This window comes from Shimia sp. MMG029 (genome assembly GCF_027947445.1).
In the GTDB taxonomy this organism is placed as follows: domain Bacteria; phylum Pseudomonadota; class Alphaproteobacteria; order Rhodobacterales; family Rhodobacteraceae; genus Shimia.
The window spans coordinates 205304-222473 of sequence record NZ_JAQJIM010000004.1; the positions used below are offsets into that span (position 1 = coordinate 205304).

Consider the following 17170-nt stretch of genomic DNA (forward strand, 5'->3'; position numbering starts at 1 on the left):
CCGATCCCATGGTCCGCAACAAATCCCACCTTTTTGCTAGCGCGTTTACCCTTTGTTTAAAAGTAGAGACGGCGCGAATGGTTAACGGTGGCGCGAGGCCAATCGCGAAATTTTACGTGTTTGGACCTCTATTTGTGGACGTGATCCCATTTGGAAAAAGCCAAACCTCGCGCTGCACCTAAGGTCTTTTTGTTCCCGTCATCCTTGGGTTGCTTAATCAGCGATCATCGCCGCCAGAGGCCTCTTCCAGCGCATCCTCATCAATGGCGGCTTCGACTGCGCCCACCACCGCTTCGCGTTGTTTCGGGGTTAGCTCTTCGCCTTTCTCTTCATCAGCAATGCGCACCGTCACTTCGCGGTGTGCAAATTTGACCCCTTCACGCGCAAAGAGTTCGCGAATTTCCTGATAGACTTTCTTACGCACAAGCCATTGATCGCCCGGTTTTGTCATGAACTTCACTCGGATGATCATCGCGCTGTCCTGCATTTCAATCACGCCCTGTGATTTCAACGGTTGGATAAAGTTGTGACCAATGACCGGATCATCCAGCAGCTCAATACCAAGCTTTTTTACCAGTTTGCGCACACGCTCAACATCCGTGTCGTAGGTGACGCGCAGCTTTAGCTTCATAATCACCCAGTCGCGAGAATAGTTGGTCAAATATTGAATCTCTCCAAATGGGATCGTGTGCAAAGGGCCCAAATGGTGGCGCAGTTGGAAGGACCGCACGGAAATCTTCTCGACCGTCCCTTTTACAGAGCCAATGTCGATGTACTCCCCTTTGCGGAATGCATCGTCAAACAGGAAAAAGGCGCCAGAAAAAATATCCCTCACCAAGGATTGCGCGCCAAAACCGACTGCGAGGCCAATCACACCAGCACCAGCGAAAAGCGGGCTGACGTTCACGCCCATTTCCAGGAGAGCGATCAGGAGGATCGAGACGACGATAATGACGAGGATAAAACTGCGAAACAGCGGGAGCAATGTTGCCAGACGACTTGCACCAGTGGCGCCACCTTCGTCGCCGGGTTCAACACTTTCGGTTTCACCTGCTTCGTCTTGGATTTTGGTGTCCACCCAAATGCGAAAGGCGTGAAACAAGATGTAGCCAATGAAGCAAATTATGGCCACATCCAGAGCTTTGTCGAAGACGCTGGTCTGGGCCATCATCTCTTCTGCACCGAAAATAGTTAGTGCTGCATAGAGACCAGAGACCAGTGCTAGGATGCCCGCCACGCGGCGCGCAAGATCCTCAAAGGTATGTATGCTGCTGGATTGCATGTGTTGCTTGAACGCGCGCAGTTCTTCGTCTGTACCTTCACTCTCAATGATATCATCTGCTTCTGCTGGTTGTGCGGCGACTTCATGGGCGGTGCCTTCTATCGGGGGATGCGCCTCTTCTGCTTGCAGTTTTGCGGCTTCTTGTTCCGCTTCTGCGCGTTCTGCGGCTTCGTTGGCGGCGCGCACTTTGCGCGCGCGCTCGAAATAGCGTTCGATTGCAAAGTTGAAGGTCGCATAGACCACAATTGTGGCTGCAAAAATCATATATGCGCCGGCAATCGGCGGAATAGAAAGTTCGTTCCCTAGGACAATGTCGAAGGCTTGCTCTGTAAAACCGTAGACCACGTAGAGCATGAACACCGGGGCCCAGAGTATGCTGATCAGCCGGACGGGGAGGCTGGCTTCTGCGATTGTTTTGCCATTGCGAATGGCATTGGAGATGGCGTTGCGGTTCACCAAAACCATTGCCAAGTTTCCGATGGCAAATACGGTCAACAGCACAAGGGTCATGACCGCAAAAACGTCATAGTTCAGGCCCAGCTGTTTCAGCCATTCCCCAAAAAAGGCGGTGCAGATGTTAAGTGCGCCCAAAGTGAACATCCAGCGATGTAAGCGTTTTGCATCGCGAGACGAGAAACTGGGAATGCGATACTGGTCGAGGTAAGGCGAAAGGATCATGCGCCAGACAAGGGCGACTAAACGGCTAAGTCCGTAAGCGACAAAAATAGAAATCAACGTGAAGCGGATGGCGCTGTCTTCTTCGCCGCCGATTATCGAGGACACGACGACGCCCATAATGGCGGCTACAACCATGGAAAACGCGACGCCGATGAGCCCACCTACGAAGCGGACCACCAAGAAAGGGAGTTTTTCTGAATATCCCTGCGGGTTCTTTTTGATCATTGGCATGACAAAGCGCGCCGCAATTTTCGGACCATAGATCCTGCGCTCTGCAAGGGCACCGACCAAGAAGAAAGCCAAGCACCACAACAGTGTTCTGACAAACGCCATTATGGTGCCATCCGGGCTTGAGGCGCGCAAAATGAACTGCACTTCGTTGATGGCTGCTGGAAGGGCGTCCAGGCGTTTCAGAAAGATACTGCGGACTTGATCCATTTCTGATTGAGCGCGCATTAGAAATGCGTCTGTTTCCTGCGTGGCTGTGGCGACGCCGACAGAGTCGTTCGCTGTGTTTGTTTCACCCAGCGTGCTGGTGCCATCCGGTTGCAAGATGATCACTTGCACCCCGGTGTTTGCGGCTTCTTGCATAAGCTTGTTGAGTGCGTCGTCGCCACTGCTTTCCGAAGGCGGAGTGCTGCCAGTGCTTGGCAAAAGCGCCGCCGTTTGTGCCGAGGCCACAATCGGCAACAGTAGGATCATGCAAATGCTTGCAAGCAGGTGACGCAACATTTCGGACTTGCCCCTCAAATCAGTCTCTATTTTGGTCTAGCCTTTAGTGGCGTTTCGCGCAAATGGCATCGTGCGTGTGCGCAAGCGAGCGGTCGAAACCGCGCATGTGAGGTGTTAGGGCGTGACAAGCTTTGGTAAACAGGGTAGCGCCTGAAACAAACGGAGAGCAGCGCAAGCGAGCGGAAGGACTGGGCACAGGTGACCCATACAAGAACAGAGAAAATCGCTGTTTTAGGCCTTGGCTATGTGGGGTTGCCACTGGCCCTTGGGCTTGCGCGTGCGGGATTTAATGTTGTTGGTTTTGACACCAACCCCAAGCTGATTGAAGGGTTGTCGGCTGGACGTGATCCCAACGGGGAAGTCGCAGCAGACTCGCTTGCCAAGACGTCTGCGGTGTTCAGCAATGCGCCCGATACGCTCAAAGGCTGCACGGCGTTTATCCTTTCCGTGCCGACCCCGATCACAGACGCGAAAGCCCCTGATCTTGGGCCGGTTCTTGGGGCATGTGACACCATTGCGCCGTACCTCACTTCCGGTGCGCTGGTGGTGCTGGAAAGCACGGTTTACCCGGGTGTCACCGAAGAGGTTTGCGGCCCCGCGTTGGCGCGTGCAAGCGGACTTGTCGTTGGTGCAGACATAAAGCTGGCTTACTCACCGGAGCGCGTGAACCCGGGGGATGCGGAACATACGCTGGAAAATGTGGTCAAGGTCGTAGCCGCACAGGATGCGGAGACGCTCTCGCGTGTTGAGGCGATCTACGCACCAGTGATCAAAGCTGGGCTGCATAAAGCCAGTTCGATCAAAACCGCAGAGGCCGCAAAGGTGATCGAAAACACGCAGCGGGATTTGAATATCGCTCTCGTAAATGAGTTTTCGTTGATCTTTTCGCGTATTGGGCTGGATACGTTAGAAGTGCTTGAGGCCGCTGGCACCAAATGGAACTTTTTGCCATTTAAGCCTGGTCTGGTCGGCGGGCATTGTATCGGGGTGGATCCCTATTACTTGACATTCCGCGCAGAACAGCTTGGCTATCATCCTGAGGTCATTCTGGCAGGGCGACGGATCAATGATCACATGGGCCGTCATGTGGCGCAGGAAATGATCAAAGGCATGTTGTCTAAGGGCACCAATCCTGCGGGCGCGCGTGTTCTGGTGATGGGATTGGCGTTTAAAGAAAACTGTGCAGATACGCGCAACACCCGCGTCGCAGACATTGTGGACGAATTACAGAGCTACAGTGTGGCGGTGGATGTCTGGGATCCGTGGGTCGATCCAGATGCTGTGCATGCTGAATATGGCATCACACCTATTCAAAAGCCTGAAAACAGGGCATATGACGGTGTTGTCGTTGCCGTTGCGCATCGCCAGTTTACAGATATGGGAAGTAAAGCAATCAGAAACCTCGGAAAATCCGAGGCATTGCTTTACGATATCAAAGGTGTGCTGCCCAAGTCCGAGTCGGACCTGCGGTTGTAATGAAGGTGGGGCGAAATTTGTCTGAGGTGCATTCGATGACAGGTGATCTGGCGGTCAATGCTTCCCCGCGAGTGCTGCTTTACAGCCACGACACATATGGCCTTGGCCATTTGCGCCGCTCTCGTGCGCTTGCCACTGCCATAACTCAGGCGGACAGCCGCATCTCTGCGCTGATTTTGACAGGGTCGCCGGTTGCGGGGCGGTTCCCGTTCCCAGACAATGTAGACCACATCCGTTTGCCTGGTGTCACAAAGACTTTGGATGGCAACTATGAAAGCGAACGCCTCGGTTTACATATCGACGAAACCACGGCGCTGCGGGCTGGCCTGATCAAGGCGACCGTTGAGCACTTTGATCCTGACATCCTGATTGTGGACAAAGAGCCCACAGGCTTTCGTGGCGAATTGTTGCCTGCCCTTGAATGGTTGAAGCTGAAACGTAAGGCGCATCTGATCTTGGGCCTGCGCGACGTGTTGGACGAGCCCAAAGTGCTTGCCGCTGAGTGGGCACGTAAAGGGGCTGTTGAGGCGGCAGAGCGGTACTATGACGAAACTTGGGTTTACGGGTTGCGCTCAATTTATGATCCAACCGCCGGGCTTGAGCTTTCCGACAGTTTTCGCGAACGCATGACCTTTACGGGCTATTTGCAGCGCGAAGCATTCAGCGATGATACTGCACCTGAGGAGCCATATATCCTCGTCACGCCCGGTGGCGGCGGAGATGGTGCAGGTATGGTCGATCTTGTGCTTTGTGCCTATGAGCAAGATCCAGACCTCTCTCCGCGTGCGGTGCTTGTCTATGGGCCTTTCCTATCGGGGGAAGTACGCGCAGATTTTGAAGCGCGTGTGGCGAAGCTGAATGGGCGAGTGCATGCGGTTGGTTTTGACAGCCGCATGGAGACTTTGATGGACGGGGCGCAAGGCATCGTATCAATGGGAGGCTACAACACGTTTTGTGAGGTGCTCTCGTTCGATAAACCGGTGGTTATTGTGCCGCGCACGCGCCCTCGTATGGAACAGCATATCCGCGCAAGCCGCGCCGAGGCGCTGGGTTTGGTTCGCATGTTGGATGAGCGCCGCGATGGCTTTACGCCAGAGGCGATGATCGCCGCCATTCGCGGATTGCCAGATCAACCGAAACCCAGCAACGCGTTTGTACCTGGGCTGTTGGATGGTCTGGATGTGGTTTCAGAACGCACACTGGCGATGCTGGGTATTTCTGCGCTTAAAACGAAGTCGAAGGCACAAGGCGTCGCATGAAGCCAGAAAGACCGAAGCTGGCAGTGGTTGTCAAAGGATGGCCGCGCCTTTCAGAGACGTTTATCGCACAGGAATTGGTGGCTCTGGAGGAGATGGGCTACGATATGGAGCTCTGGTCGCTGCGGTTTCCGACCGATAAAAAGCGCCACCCTCTGCATGACCGGCTGAATGCTCCGGTGCACTATCTGCCAGAATATTTGCACCAAGAACCCATGCGCGTTTTGCGTGGGGTTTTGGCGGGCGTGCTAAAGCCGAGGTTTTGGCGTGCGGCTAAGTTATGGCTGAAAGATCTGCGGCGCGATGGGACGCGCAATCGTGTGCGCCGTTTTGGTCAAGCCTGCGTTCTGGCACATGAATTGCCGAAAGATATTGATCTGCTGTATGCGCATTTCATGCACACGCCGGCCTCTGTGACGCGATATGCGGCAATCATACGTGGTTTGCCTTGGTCTGTGTCAGCACATGCCAAAGACATTTGGACCTCTCCGGATTGGGAGAAACGGGAGAAGCTGCAGGCCTCCACACATGGGGCGGCATTTCTGGCCACATGCACTGGGGTGGGTGCTCGGCACTTGGCTGGGCTCGCCGATCAAGAAAGCCGCGTCGAATTGGTGTACCACGGTTTGGATCTGTCCCGCTTCCCTGAGCCGCCAAAACCGCGTGCCCCGGATGGGGGGGTGCGGTTTCTGTCAGTTGGGCGGCTGGTTGAAAAGAAAGGCTTTGATCGTCTGATCACGGCCCTTTCACTTTTGCCAAAGGATTTGGAGTGGCGCTGGGAGCACATCGGCGGGGGGGATCTTGGCGCTTCGTTGAAGGCAGATGCCGAACGGTTGGGCATCGTAGATCGGATCGTCTGGCGCGGTGCATGTGATCAGCCAGAGGTGATTGAGGCTTTGCGTGTATCAGACGTTTTTGTATTGCCCAGTCGCATCGCAGGGGATGGAGACCGCGATGGCTTGCCCAATGTCTTGATGGAGGCAGCCAGTCAAAAGCTATGTATCTTGTCTACGCCTGTTTCGGCCATTCCGGAATTTATCACAGATGGGGAGCATGGTGTGCTGAGCAGTGATGCTCCTGATGCGCTGGCTGATGCTATGGAGCGCTTGGCGCGTGATCCGGCGCTTAGGATGAAATATGCGGAGGCGGCCTATCTGCGCCTGATCACATCCTTCTTGATGCAGCCGGGTATTGCGCAACTGGATAAGCGGTTGCAAGCTGCGGTGACGGTGGATCAGAAGGGATAAGATGATGGGGCGGATCGCGTTTTATGCGCCCTTGAAATCGCCGAACCATACGGTTCCGTCTGGAGAGCGGGAGATTGCCCGCAACCTGATGCAGGCTTTGGCGGTCGATGACGTCGTTCCTGTTCTGGCATCTGAGTTTCGCAGTTTTGAGAAACAGGGAGACGCTGCGCAGCAACAAGTGCTCATCGCGCAAGCCACGCAAGAAGCTGACAAGCTGATCGCGCGCGGCAAGGCAGAGGGCTGGCAGGCTTGGTTGACTTATCACAATTACTACAAGGCCCCAGATCTTCTTGGGCCCTTGGTGACGCAGGCGCTGGGTATTCCGTATCTCCTTGTTGAAGCCACGTTGGCCAATAAACGTTTGGATGGACCATGGGACGCTTTTGAACGCCGCGCCAAAACTGCGTGCCAAGCGGCAGATGTGATCTTTTCCTTTACCGAACGAGATGCGATGGCTTTGCGCGCTGAACTGGGGGCTGAGAAGCTTGTCTCATTCCCCCCCTTTGTGGCGCTGGAACGGTTGCCGGAAATTGCTAAACCAGAAGCGCCTATCGTATTGGTGGCAGGTATGATGCGCGCGGGGGACAAATTTGCCTCCTATCAGATTATTGCCGACACCCTTGCGCAGATGCCTGACCAAGATTGGCAGCTTGAGGTTGCTGGCGATGGGCCAAAACAGGCTGACGTTGCAGCACTGTTGGCGCCATTTGGCGCACGCGTCCGTTTTCTTGGACAGCTGGATGCCGCTGGCATGGCTGCCGCCTATGCCCGAGCGAAGGCGTTTTTCTGGCCCGGGGTGAACGAGGCGTTTGGCATGGTTTATTTGGAAGCCCAGGCGCGTGGAGTGCCCGTCATTGCGGAAGATCGCCCAGGTGTGCGGGAGGTTGTTGACCCATCGGGGCTGGTTGCACAGGGCTCCCCAAAGAGTCTCTCTGATGCTTTGATAAGCGCGCTTTTTGATGCGTCATACCATCTGCAACGATCTGAAAAGGCACGTGCATTGATTGCGGCGCACCACCTGCTGCCAGCCGCGCGTGACACCCTTTGGAGTGCGCTACGACCACTATTGAAAGAGAAAACATGATCAAATTTGCGATGATGCGTCATGGTCATACGGCCTGGAACCGCGCTCACCAGATTCAGGGGCGCACCGACATTCCATTGGATGATCAGGCCCGTGCAGATTTGTCTGCGTTTGCATTGCCCGCTCCCTGGCAGGAGGCGGATCTTTTTGCCAGCCCGCTCATGCGCGCGCGTGAAACAGCAGAGATTGTGGCTGGCCGGGCACCCAAAACTGCGGTCGCATTAACAGAGATGGATTGGGGGGTATGGGAAGGCCAAAAAGGTGTGGATTTGAAGGCAGATCCCGCCAGCGGTTTTCGCGATATTGAAGATTGGGGTTGGGACTACCGCCCACCCGAAGGGGAAAGCCCGCGCGAGGTCTGGGACCGTATTTCCCCTTGGCTGTTTGGGCGTGAACGCGACACGCTTGCGATCTGCCATATTGGGATTATGCGGGTGATATTGGCCAAAGCGCACGGCTGGAATTTTGACGGACCTGCGCCGTTTGCCGTGAAGCGAAACCGGCTTTTTGTGGTGGAACTTCAGAATGATATGCTAAAGGTGGCGCACCCGGAGATAATTCGATTGGAGAGGCGCAGCGCATGAAGGTTTTGATCGCTGTTACCCATCTGTTGGGCACAGGGCATTTGGCGCGGGCCATGACTTTGGCGCGGGCTTTTGTGAAAGGTGGCCATGAGGTTGTTGTGCTATCCGGCGGGCGGCCAGCGCCACATTTGACAGGGGACGATGTTCCTGTGGTGCAGCTACCCTCACTGGCGTCAGACGGTGTGGATTTCTCCAAACTGATGACAGACCTCGGCGTTGAAGCAGATGCTGCCTATTTGGCCTCTCGTCGCAACGCAATGGTGCACGCTGTGGCAGAGATGCAGCCAGATGTGGTGATCACTGAGCTGTTTCCATTTGGTCGCCGCAGTCTGGCGGATGAATTCAGGGCGTTGTTGGAAGCTGCGCGTGATCTGGCCCCGCGTCCGGTGGTTCTGGCGTCTGTACGCGATATTCTGGCACCGCCCTCCAAAGCGCGCAAAGCAGCACTCGCGCGAGATATGCTGAGAGAATTCTATGACGCTGTTCTGGTGCATTCTGATCCCGATTTGACACGGCTTGAGGTCAGCTGGCCGGTCACAACCGATGTTAGCAAGAAGCTGCGGTATACTGGATATGTCGCGCCTGCCGCCCCAGAGCCGACAACCGCCGGGCCTGGTGCAGGCGAGGTTTTGGTAAGTGCCGGCGGTGGCTCAGTTGGGCAGGCGTTGTTCGAATGTGCGATTTTGGCGGCCAAGCGCAGCCCGTTGCGCTGGCGGCTTTTGGTTGGCGGAGCAGACAAAGAAGAGCGTATCGCGGCACTGCGCGCGCAAGCCAACGATCCTATGATTACGATTGAGCCGGTGCGGCCAGATTTTCGGCAGCTTCTTAACAATGTGACCGCATCGGTCAGTATGTGTGGCTACAACACCGCGCTAGACGTGTTGCAAACCGGTGTGCCTGCGGTGTTTGTGCCCTTTGACGACGGCGGCGAGGTGGAGCAGACCTTGCGTGCGCGCGCACTGTCAGCACAGCCCGGAATTGAGATTTTGAGCGCAGCCGATTTATCGCCTGAGACGTTGATGGCAGAGGTGAAACGTGCCGTTGCTCATGGCCGCCGCAGTGCGTCCGGTCTGCGCATGAACGGCGCGGCAGAGACAGTGCGGATCGCAGAGGACATGCTGGCGAGTGCCCGCGCATGAAGGCTGACTGGCAACCGCTGAGAGCAGAGTTCCGCACTTGGCGGTCAGAGGGGTTGACGCTGCCGTTTTGGTGGCGGGATGACGATGCCGTGGTGCCGACGCCTAAACTTGACCAACTTTCGGCGCTCAGCGCGGCGACCGAAGTACCTGTTCACCTTGCGATTATTCCGAAACAGGCAACGCAGGCATTGGCGGATGTGCTGGACGCGCGCTTTGTGCCGATCGTGCATGGTTGGGATCATGTCAGCCATAGTCTGCCTGGGGCTAAGAACGCCGAGTTTGGCGCTGGCCGACAGCTTGAAGCTGTAGAGGATGACTTGAGAAACGCGTGTGGGCGGATGCAGAGGCTTTTTGGATCGCGTTTGGCACCAATGTTTGTGCCGCCATGGAACCGTATGGATACGGCGTTTATGCCAACCCTTGCTGAGCTGGGATATGATGCGGTGTCTGCGTACAATCCACGTAAGCAGGCGTTTGCTGCTGCGAGCGTTGCTCAAATCAACACACATCTGGATCCGATTTTCTGGCGTGGGACCAGAGGGTTGGTTGAGCCGGAGGTTTTGATCACGCAAATGGTCGCCTTGTTGAAAGACCGGCGTGCGGGTGTCACGGACAATCACGAACCTTTGGGATATTTGACTCACCACCTTGTGCACGATGCAGATATCTGGGAGTTTTCCCGCGAGTTTTTGAAAGAGATTTGCGATGGGCCGGTTCAGCTCTATCGCCATGACCAAAGGGGCGAATTATGAGCCGTTTGAACAGCATGATGCGCCGTCTGGCCGCCCAAGCAAATGGGCTTGAGTGGGGCAATACCATGGTGGACAGTCTCGCAGGGGACTTTCTGGACATGGGGCTCGGCAATGGCCGCACCTACGACCACATCCGTGAGATTGCGCCAGATCGACGGATCTGGGTGATAGACCGTGCCCTGAATTGCCACGCGTCCTGTGTGCCGCCAGAAGAGGATTTTCTGCAGGGCGAAGCCGAGGAAATGCTGCGAAAAATGGCTTCCGACGGCACCAAAATCGCCTTGGCGCACTATGATTTTGGCTTTGGCGACAAAGATAAAGATGTTGCAGAGGCCGCGCGTCTCTCTGCACTCATCAAGGAGATCATGCTGCCTGGTGGCGTGTTGGTGTCTGGCCAGCCGCTAGTTGGGTTTGAGCAGGTGCGCGGGCCAACCAGTGTGGCACCAGAACGCTATTACTTTTACAGAACATAAGCTTACGACCGGTTTGAAACCGGGCGTTTCACTTCACTCTGCGGCGGGCAACTTCAGTTCGGTGGCTTCTGCGCGGCTGAGCATAGAGCCCATTTTGCGCTCCTGAAGAACGGCGCGGGCTTTGGCGTACATCGGGTCTTCCCAGAAAATCAGGCAGCCATTGCACCCCTTGCCGCAGCACCCTTCTGTGCCTTTGCGGTTGGTTTTGAAGCGCTTGGTGTTGGTGTCAGCCTCAATTGCCTCAACCAAAGCATCGCGGCGACGCTTGTAGGCGGTTTCGTTGGTGGTGTCTTTGACCTCCATGGCGAGCGCCGTTTTGTCGAGTTGCAGACGTTTCCATTGCTCATCTGTCAGCGCGCGCTCTTTGCGGATCACCGTCATGGCCGGAAAGTTCTCGCGAAGATCCGTCAGGTCTTCGTGCGGAAAGAGAGAGAAGGGCAGGCGGATCACGGTTTTGGTGGAGCCGTGGATCACGTCCTTTTTCTCACCCGTTTCGGCGAGTTCATAGTCATAGGCGCGCAGCAGGATGGTGTTGCGGGCAATTGGTGACACGATTTCAAGCACATCGCCGGGTTCTAGCTTGTTTTTCACCTCCACATGAAATGCGTCGTCGACCACATCGGTCACAAAACCCGCATACTCCCAATGTGCAATGGCTTGTGTCTGTTCATAGCCATGCGCGAGGTTGGTCAGGCGGCCTTTGTGGAAGGCGAGCGTGTAGCCACGATTGCCGACGGTTTCCAGTTCACCCATGTAGTTGGATGCGTCCCAATTTTCCGGATCAGCATAATAGTCATCAATCGCCATGCGGTAAGCACGGGCCACAATTGCCGCGTAGTATTCGGATTTTCCACGCCCCTCGACCTTCAGACTGTCCACACCGATGCGCAGATAGTCATCCAGTTTGGGCAGTAGGCATAAGTCTTTGGAATTGAGGATATAACTGCCCCGTTCATCCTCCTGAATCGGGAGGAATTCACCGGGGCGTACACCTTCCTCAAGCAGGAACTCGAACATGTGCAGATTGTCTTCGTCCACAATCAGTTCCTGCACGGTGCCGTCTTTCAAGCGCATGTGGAACTTGTAGTTCCAGCGGCAGGAGTTGGCACAATTGCCCTGATTGGCGCCGCGTTCAGCCATGAAATTGGACAGCAGGCAGCGGCCGGAGTAGGTCATGCACATGGCGCCATGCACAAAGGCCTCAAGCTTGATGTCCGGGCACTTTTCGCGAATCTCTTCGAGCTCCGGGAAGCTCACCTCGCGGGCCAGAACGACAAGGTCAGCGCCCTGCGCCTGCCAGAACTGGGTGGTTAGCCAACTGGCGATATTGGCTTGTGTCGAGACATGCAGAGGGATCTCTGGGGCACGTTCACGGACGTATTGGAAGACGCCAGGATCAGAGATGATCAGCCCATCCGGGTTCACCTTGCGAACGGTGTCGATATATTCGTCGAGTTTTGGAATGTCTTTGTTATGGCTGAACAAATTCAGCGTGAGATAGGCGCGCTTTCCGTGCGCGTGACAGAATTTCACGCCTTCGATCACGTCTTCTAGCGAGAACTCAGATTTGGTGCGCAGGCTCATATCAGGCGTGCCGAGATAGACGGCATCTGCCCCATATAGAATGGCCATTTTGAGTTTGCGGAGGTTGCCAGCTGGCATCAGAAGTTCGGATCTGTGTTGGGTCATCGCATGCGCTTTCCTGATCAGGAGGGCCTCCTACACCTTTCGGGAGCCCGGAGCAAATCAGAGGAAAGCTGTATTTTATATGTGTATATGTATTGCGTCTGTATCCCGGTGGTATCGTGTCGGTATTGCGGCGGTGCGATTGTCGGTATCCGGCGCTACAGAAATGCGCTGACGCCCCCCCAAATCAGTCGCAAGGCGAGCAGAACGAGAATGATGTTCAGGATGCGATGGAAGCCATGGTCACTCATCCGGCCCAGAACCTGTTTGCCGATCCATGTGCCCAATGCGCCGCAGGCAATCAGACCAGCCATCAGGACTGCCCAATCTGCGAATGCAAATCCAAGCAAACCAAACATTGCGACCTTCAATCCATGTTGCACGGTCATCAATGCAGCTTGAGTGGCCACGTGGGTGTGGCGGTCCAGCTGAAGAGTTTTGACATAGCCCGCAACGAATGGGCCTGTTGCGCCAAAGAACATGGTTAGGAAGCTGGACAGCAGGCCGGTCACCAAAGGCCAGCGGGAGAGCCATTTGGGCGGCTTGGCAAACACCACCCACAAAATGAACACGCCGACAACCGATTGCACGAGCCAACCCGGAAGGCTGACCACGACGCTGCCGCCGATTGCAACCCCAATGAGGGAGCCGACGACAAAAGCCGGAATGGCTGTCCATATCAGGTGGCGCAGAAACATGATGGCACGGATGGCATTTGAGCCAAGCTGCACGACCCCATGAACTGGAATGATCGCCGCGGGCGGAAGCAGCAGCGCACAGGCGGCCAGAAATGCGACGCCGCCGCCGATGCCAAAGGCTGCCGTGATAAAAGAGCCTAAGAAGCTTGTGGCGAGCAAAATGATAGCTGCGGATTGCGCCAGCTCTGGAGGCAGTAATTCGATCATGTGGCCACTTTGGCGGGATTTGATGGGGGTGCAAGTGGCTTGGTACGGCTGTGCGCAGTAAGCGATGCCTTTGCCGATGGATCAGGGGCGGACAAATTTTGCCCCGGTGTTGTTTCTGTCCTGAAGAGGCGTCAGAGTTTCGATCTGCACGGTATTGTCTGCACGCGCGGCAAACAGCTCTTTCAGGCTGCGATCCAGCGCAGCCCCAAGAGCCACCTTGCGTCCCCGCAGTTCGGCTTTCGCTGCGACCACCGAAGCAATGCGCACGGTGTCATCCTCGAACACAAAGACCGGTGCGCCACTGCTGCCGAAATCTATGTCACAGGATAAGACATAGACGCCTTTCTGCCGGCCCATCACCCGGCAGGTTTCTTGCAGTGAAGGAGCCTCTTCACGCCCGATCGCGTAGGAGACAACACCAATATGTGAGCCCTTGCGCAGGCGGTCGGTGGTGGCAAATGGAACGATTGTTGTATTGCGGATCGGGTGATGCAGCTTCAGCAGGGCAAGATCGTTTTGTACGTCTGTGATGTTGCTCTGTGCCCCGAATTTGTACTTTGGGTGCATGGTGGCGCGTTTGACGCTGCGATAAGCCTCGGCGCGCCCATTGCGCCAACCGGCGCGAAATTCGATCTGGCTGAGCCTGTGACGTGCGCCAGTCTGTTTTGAATAAAGACAGTGGGCTGCGGTCAGGACAAGATCAGGTGCAATCAATGCGCCGGTGCAAAACCCCCGCCCATCAAGCTCAAGACGCCCGACTGCGCCCCAGTGTCGGCTGTCTTCGCCGGTGTCCAGGCGTCGCAATCCAGCGTCTTGTGCAAGGGCACTGCCTGCCAGACAAAGAGCCAAGAGGCTCACAAAGACCCGCATGATCATGATGCCTCCCGTGCTTGAACCCAAAGCTTTAGCGCAAGCCTGCGTCGGGACTAGAGTGTCGCACCGACAAAGACGCTGGGTGCGGCATTATGGCGACATCAACGCAAAATGGGAATTTCCGGCACCCGTTTGCCTGGCTCTGTCAGTGCACGCGGCTGGGGACCGCCTGTCGCCCAATCCAAAAGTTCAACGGTGTGCACGATTGGAATGTCTGTGGCAGAGCCAATTTGCATCATGCAACCAATGTTGCCTGCTGCAATGATGTCTGGGTTTTTAACCTCCAGCGTGCGCACTTTGCGAGCCTTAAGCTGCCCCGAAATTTCTGGCTGCATCAGATTGTACGTGCCAGCAGATCCACAACACAGATGACTGTCGGCGGGCTCTACCACCGTGTATCCGGCTTGTTTAAGCAGTTGTTTGGGATAGGTTTTGATTTGTTGACCATGCTGCAAAGAGCAGGCCGCATGATACGCCACCACAGTATCGGTTTGCTGGGCCTCGGGAGGGTCCAGCTTCATCAGAACCTCAGAGACGTCCATCGCAAGTGCACTAACGCGGGCGGCATCCTCCGCGAGTGGATCGTTGCGGAACATATGGCCGTAGTCCTTGATCGTTGTGCCACATCCGGAGGTGTTGATCACGATCGCATCTAGCCCCTTTGCATCCATTTCAGCACACCAGGCCTTGATGTTTTTGGCCGCTGCGACATGGCTGTCTTTGGTTTTGCCCATGTGATGGGTCAGTGCGCCGCAACAGCCTGCGCCCTCTGCGACCACAACTTCACATCCAAGCCGGGTCAACAGGCGGATGGTGGCGTCGTTGATGTCGGTGTTCAAGGCTTTCTGTGCGCATCCGGTCATCAGAGCGACGCGCATCTTCTTCTCTTGTTTGGGTGCAAAGCTTTGAGGATCATCGTTGCGGCTGACCGGTGGAACGGATCTGGGTGCCATGTCCAGCATGGCGCGCAGGCGCGCGTCAGGCATCAGAAAGCGGAAGGGGCGCCCGAGTTTTGCGCCAAACAGCGCGAGGCGAAAGCGCATCGGATAGGGCAGGATCTGTGCCAGGATCCACCGCAATGCGCGGTCACTGAAGGGGCGCTTGTAGGTGTTTTCGATGTATTCGCGGGCGTGATCCACCAGATGCATATAGTGGACGCCACTTGGGCAGGTGGTCATGCAGGCCAGACAGCTGAGGCAGCGATCAATGTGCTTTACGGTCTTGGCATCGGGAATGCGCTCGTTTTCGAGCATATCTTTGATCTGGTAGATCCGGCCGCGTGGGCTGTCGAGCTCATCGCCCAGCACTTGATAGGTTGGACAGGTGGCGGTGCAGAACCCGCAATGCACACAGGCACGCAGGATTTCATTGGCGCGCTGCGTTCCGGGGTTTTTCAGCTGGTCTTCGGTGAATGTCGTTTGCATTTGCCTATTCCGGTCGTTCTGGCGTGTGCCACGTTGTGTTGGTGGGATGGCTTTCGAGCTCTGCTGGAAGCTCCTCTGGGCGGGGTGGGCGCACATGGGGCAGTAAGCGCGGCTCGCAGGCACCGATTTTGTGGTAGTTCCTGCGCCCGTCCTCCAAGCTCAGATTATTGGCGCCACCATCGTCAAATTCTGGTGTTTGACCGGGATCGTCCTCCCAAAAACACACACCACAAATTTCGTATCCGCCGCGTTCCCGTATGGTGAGACAGCCACAGCAGTGGCAGGGCAGATGTGGCTCAGGACGTGCCGCTTGCCGTGCCCTCCAACGCCGAACCTGCCTGCGTTTGCCGTTTGTGCTCATTCCATCAAGCCTGGATTCAGAATGCTACGTGGGTCGAATTTGGTTCTGAGGCCTGCGCTGAGTGCCGTGAGCGGGGCAGGTTCAGGCTGAAAAACACGGAGCCGATCTTTGGTCGCGTCTGAGGCGCGCAGCAGTGTGGCGTGACCTTGCGATACAACCGCACGCACATCTGTGTCTGGCGCGACTTCCACCCAAATCAGGCCGCCGCCCCAATCATAAATCACTTGCGCCCCGGGGGCGCGCGCTTCGATTGCGGCCACCACCTGTGGGCCATCGGTTGGTTTCACGGAAATGCGCCAGACGTCGCCCGCGCCATTGTGAAATGGGGTCACGTCGCGCACCCAAGCCCACTCCTGCGCTGCTGTTGCGGCGTTATGTGTGATCGCTATGTCGGCACCTGTGCTGGCCAACAGCGCCTTGAGCTTTTCGGTGCGATAGGCCACCGATGTTTCCAGCCCCTCGACGCGGATCATCGTGACAGCGGTGCCATCCTTGCCCACAGGCAGGTGCGCCGCGCCGCTCACATCATAAGGCGAGCCAAGCGCTGCGCTCATTGCTTTTGTGGCAGCGATTGCGTCTAAGCCGTGCAAAGTCACCGTGCCTGCGGCTTCTGGTATGGCCTGCACTTTCAGGCTGACCTCTGTCAGTACGCCCAATGTGCCCCAGCTTCCCGCCATCAGTTTGACCAGATCATAGCCGGTCACGTTTTTCATAACCCGGCCACCGTTTTTGAGAATGCGCCCCGCGCCATCTACAAAGAGCACGCCCAACAAGCTGTCTCGGCAGGCGCCAGCCTGAATGCGTCTTGGGCCACTTACATTTGCGGCCACTGCGCCGCCGATTGTCGGCGTTCCGTTGGTGCCAAGAACGCCGCGATGATCGACGGGCTCAAAGGCCAATCGCTGATTTTCGGAAGCAAGCGTCGCTTCGATCTCGGCCATGGGGGTGCCTGCGCCCGCAACAATGGTCAGTGCGCCTGGTTCATAAAGACGCACACCGGAAAGGGCTGCGGTGGAGAAAGGCGTGCCGCTGTTTTGCGCACCAATGTTACGTGTTCCACCGCCTTGTATGCGGAGCGCGCTCTTTGCGGAGGCCACCATTTCTGCCGTTTCGGCTTCGCTTGCAGGTGTCATCATTGTCTTACGTGTCCAAAATCTGGGGTGGGTTTGCGTCTGAACGTGCAGAAGCTGCGCAGAGCGTTTCTGGGCGTTTCTGGGG

Annotated in this window: 15 protein-coding genes; 8 read left to right on the forward strand and 7 right to left on the reverse strand. The window is 56.2% G+C overall.

Translation table 11 applies throughout. The annotated features are described in order from the left end of the window. Positions 1-217: 217 nt before the first annotated feature. On the reverse strand, positions 218-2662 hold the full coding sequence (locus PJL69_RS12225; protein WP_271309893.1) for a mechanosensitive ion channel family protein: 2445 nt from the start codon (positions 2660-2662) through the stop codon (positions 218-220). 228 nt (positions 2663-2890) lie between these two features. Between PJL69_RS12225 and PJL69_RS12230 the strand changes: the two genes are divergently transcribed. The 8 genes from PJL69_RS12230 to PJL69_RS12265 are packed head-to-tail and all read left to right on the forward strand — an operon-like array spanning position 2891 to position 10703. After that, positions 2891-4168, forward strand: coding sequence for a nucleotide sugar dehydrogenase (locus tag PJL69_RS12230; protein ID WP_271309894.1), 1278 nt, complete (start codon positions 2891-2893; stop codon positions 4166-4168). Positions 4169-4203: 35 nt separating this feature from the next. Continuing rightward, positions 4204-5427 carry a glycosyltransferase family protein gene (locus PJL69_RS12235; RefSeq protein WP_271309895.1) on the forward strand — a complete coding sequence of 408 codons (1224 nt, stop codon included), beginning with the start codon at positions 4204-4206 and terminating at the stop codon, positions 5425-5427. Further along, on the forward strand, positions 5424-6671 hold the full coding sequence (locus tag PJL69_RS12240) for a glycosyltransferase family 4 protein (RefSeq protein WP_271309896.1): 1248 nt from the start codon (positions 5424-5426) through the stop codon (positions 6669-6671). The genes PJL69_RS12235 and PJL69_RS12240 overlap by 4 nt, the downstream gene beginning before the upstream one ends. A 1-nt stretch (position 6672) precedes the next feature. After that, positions 6673-7755, forward strand: coding sequence for a glycosyltransferase family 4 protein (locus PJL69_RS12245; protein ID WP_333781879.1), 1083 nt, complete (start codon positions 6673-6675; stop codon positions 7753-7755). Then, positions 7752-8339, forward strand: a complete 588-nt coding sequence (locus PJL69_RS12250) for a histidine phosphatase family protein (RefSeq protein ID WP_271309897.1) — start codon at positions 7752-7754, stop codon at positions 8337-8339. The genes PJL69_RS12245 and PJL69_RS12250 overlap by 4 nt, the downstream gene beginning before the upstream one ends. Continuing rightward, a complete protein-coding gene (locus PJL69_RS12255; RefSeq protein ID WP_271309898.1) occupies positions 8336-9478 on the forward strand; it encodes a glycosyltransferase family protein in 1143 nt (380 codons plus the stop codon). The genes PJL69_RS12250 and PJL69_RS12255 overlap by 4 nt, the downstream gene beginning before the upstream one ends. Next, entirely contained in the window at positions 9475-10230 is a 756-nt protein-coding gene (locus PJL69_RS12260) for a polysaccharide deacetylase family protein (protein ID WP_271309899.1), read from the forward strand. Before PJL69_RS12255 ends, PJL69_RS12260 begins: the two co-directional genes overlap by 4 nt. Beyond that, positions 10227-10703: a class I SAM-dependent methyltransferase gene (locus PJL69_RS12265; RefSeq protein WP_271309900.1), complete on the forward strand. Its 477-nt coding sequence runs from the start codon at positions 10227-10229 to the stop codon at positions 10701-10703. The genes PJL69_RS12260 and PJL69_RS12265 overlap by 4 nt, the downstream gene beginning before the upstream one ends. A 33-nt stretch (positions 10704-10736) precedes the next feature. Here PJL69_RS12265 and PJL69_RS12270 read toward each other — a convergent pair whose 3' ends face one another. From PJL69_RS12270 to PJL69_RS12290, 6 genes are all read right to left on the reverse strand, one after another. Continuing rightward, the gene (locus tag PJL69_RS12270; RefSeq protein ID WP_271309901.1) at positions 10737-12392 is read right to left on the reverse strand and encodes a U32 family peptidase; all 1656 of its coding nucleotides are present in this window, start codon (positions 12390-12392) and stop codon (positions 10737-10739) included. A 155-nt stretch (positions 12393-12547) separates the two neighbouring features. Continuing rightward, the gene (locus PJL69_RS12275; protein WP_271309902.1) at positions 12548-13294 is read right to left on the reverse strand and encodes a sulfite exporter TauE/SafE family protein; all 747 of its coding nucleotides are present in this window, start codon (positions 13292-13294) and stop codon (positions 12548-12550) included. A gap of 81 nt (positions 13295-13375) precedes the next feature. Further along, the gene (locus tag PJL69_RS12280; protein WP_441347488.1) at positions 13376-14170 is read right to left on the reverse strand and encodes a trypsin-like serine peptidase; all 795 of its coding nucleotides are present in this window, start codon (positions 14168-14170) and stop codon (positions 13376-13378) included. Positions 14171-14268: 98 nt separating this feature from the next. Then, positions 14269-15591: a glycolate oxidase subunit GlcF gene (gene glcF / locus PJL69_RS12285; RefSeq protein ID WP_271309903.1), complete on the reverse strand. Its 1323-nt coding sequence runs from the start codon at positions 15589-15591 to the stop codon at positions 14269-14271. Between the two features lie 4 nt (positions 15592-15595). Continuing rightward, positions 15596-15952 (reverse strand): CPCC family cysteine-rich protein, encoded by a 357-nt coding sequence (locus PJL69_RS20365; protein WP_441347489.1) that lies wholly within the window; start codon positions 15950-15952, stop codon positions 15596-15598. Next, positions 15949-17085 carry an FAD-binding protein gene (locus PJL69_RS12290; RefSeq protein WP_271310001.1) on the reverse strand — a complete coding sequence of 379 codons (1137 nt, stop codon included), beginning with the start codon at positions 17083-17085 and terminating at the stop codon, positions 15949-15951. The genes PJL69_RS20365 and PJL69_RS12290 overlap by 4 nt, the downstream gene beginning before the upstream one ends. Positions 17086-17170: the final 85 nt, after the last annotated feature.

Coding starts and splice junctions, on each gene's coding strand:
- PJL69_RS20365 (WP_441347489.1), bottom strand. CDS start 15,952: ATGAGCACAAACGGCAAACGCAGGCAGGTTCGGCGTTGGAGGGCACGG.
- PJL69_RS12245 (WP_333781879.1), top strand. CDS start 6,673: ATGATGGGGCGGATCGCGTTTTATGCGCCCTTGAAATCGCCGAACCAT.
- PJL69_RS12225 (WP_271309893.1), bottom strand. CDS start 2,662: ATGATCCTACTGTTGCCGATTGTGGCCTCGGCACAAACGGCGGCGCTT.
- PJL69_RS12270 (WP_271309901.1), bottom strand. CDS start 12,392: ATGACCCAACACAGATCCGAACTTCTGATGCCAGCTGGCAACCTCCGC.
- PJL69_RS12235 (WP_271309895.1), top strand. CDS start 4,204: ATGACAGGTGATCTGGCGGTCAATGCTTCCCCGCGAGTGCTGCTTTAC.
- PJL69_RS12280 (WP_441347488.1), bottom strand. CDS start 14,170: ATGATCATGCGGGTCTTTGTGAGCCTCTTGGCTCTTTGTCTGGCAGGC.
- glcF (WP_271309903.1), bottom strand. CDS start 15,591: ATGCAAACGACATTCACCGAAGACCAGCTGAAAAACCCCGGAACGCAG.
- PJL69_RS12240 (WP_271309896.1), top strand. CDS start 5,424: ATGAAGCCAGAAAGACCGAAGCTGGCAGTGGTTGTCAAAGGATGGCCG.
- PJL69_RS12260 (WP_271309899.1), top strand. CDS start 9,475: ATGAAGGCTGACTGGCAACCGCTGAGAGCAGAGTTCCGCACTTGGCGG.
- PJL69_RS12275 (WP_271309902.1), bottom strand. CDS start 13,294: ATGATCGAATTACTGCCTCCAGAGCTGGCGCAATCCGCAGCTATCATT.
- PJL69_RS12290 (WP_271310001.1), bottom strand. CDS start 17,085: ATGACACCTGCAAGCGAAGCCGAAACGGCAGAAATGGTGGCCTCCGCA.
- PJL69_RS12255 (WP_271309898.1), top strand. CDS start 8,336: ATGAAGGTTTTGATCGCTGTTACCCATCTGTTGGGCACAGGGCATTTG.
- PJL69_RS12265 (WP_271309900.1), top strand. CDS start 10,227: ATGAGCCGTTTGAACAGCATGATGCGCCGTCTGGCCGCCCAAGCAAAT.
- PJL69_RS12250 (WP_271309897.1), top strand. CDS start 7,752: ATGATCAAATTTGCGATGATGCGTCATGGTCATACGGCCTGGAACCGC.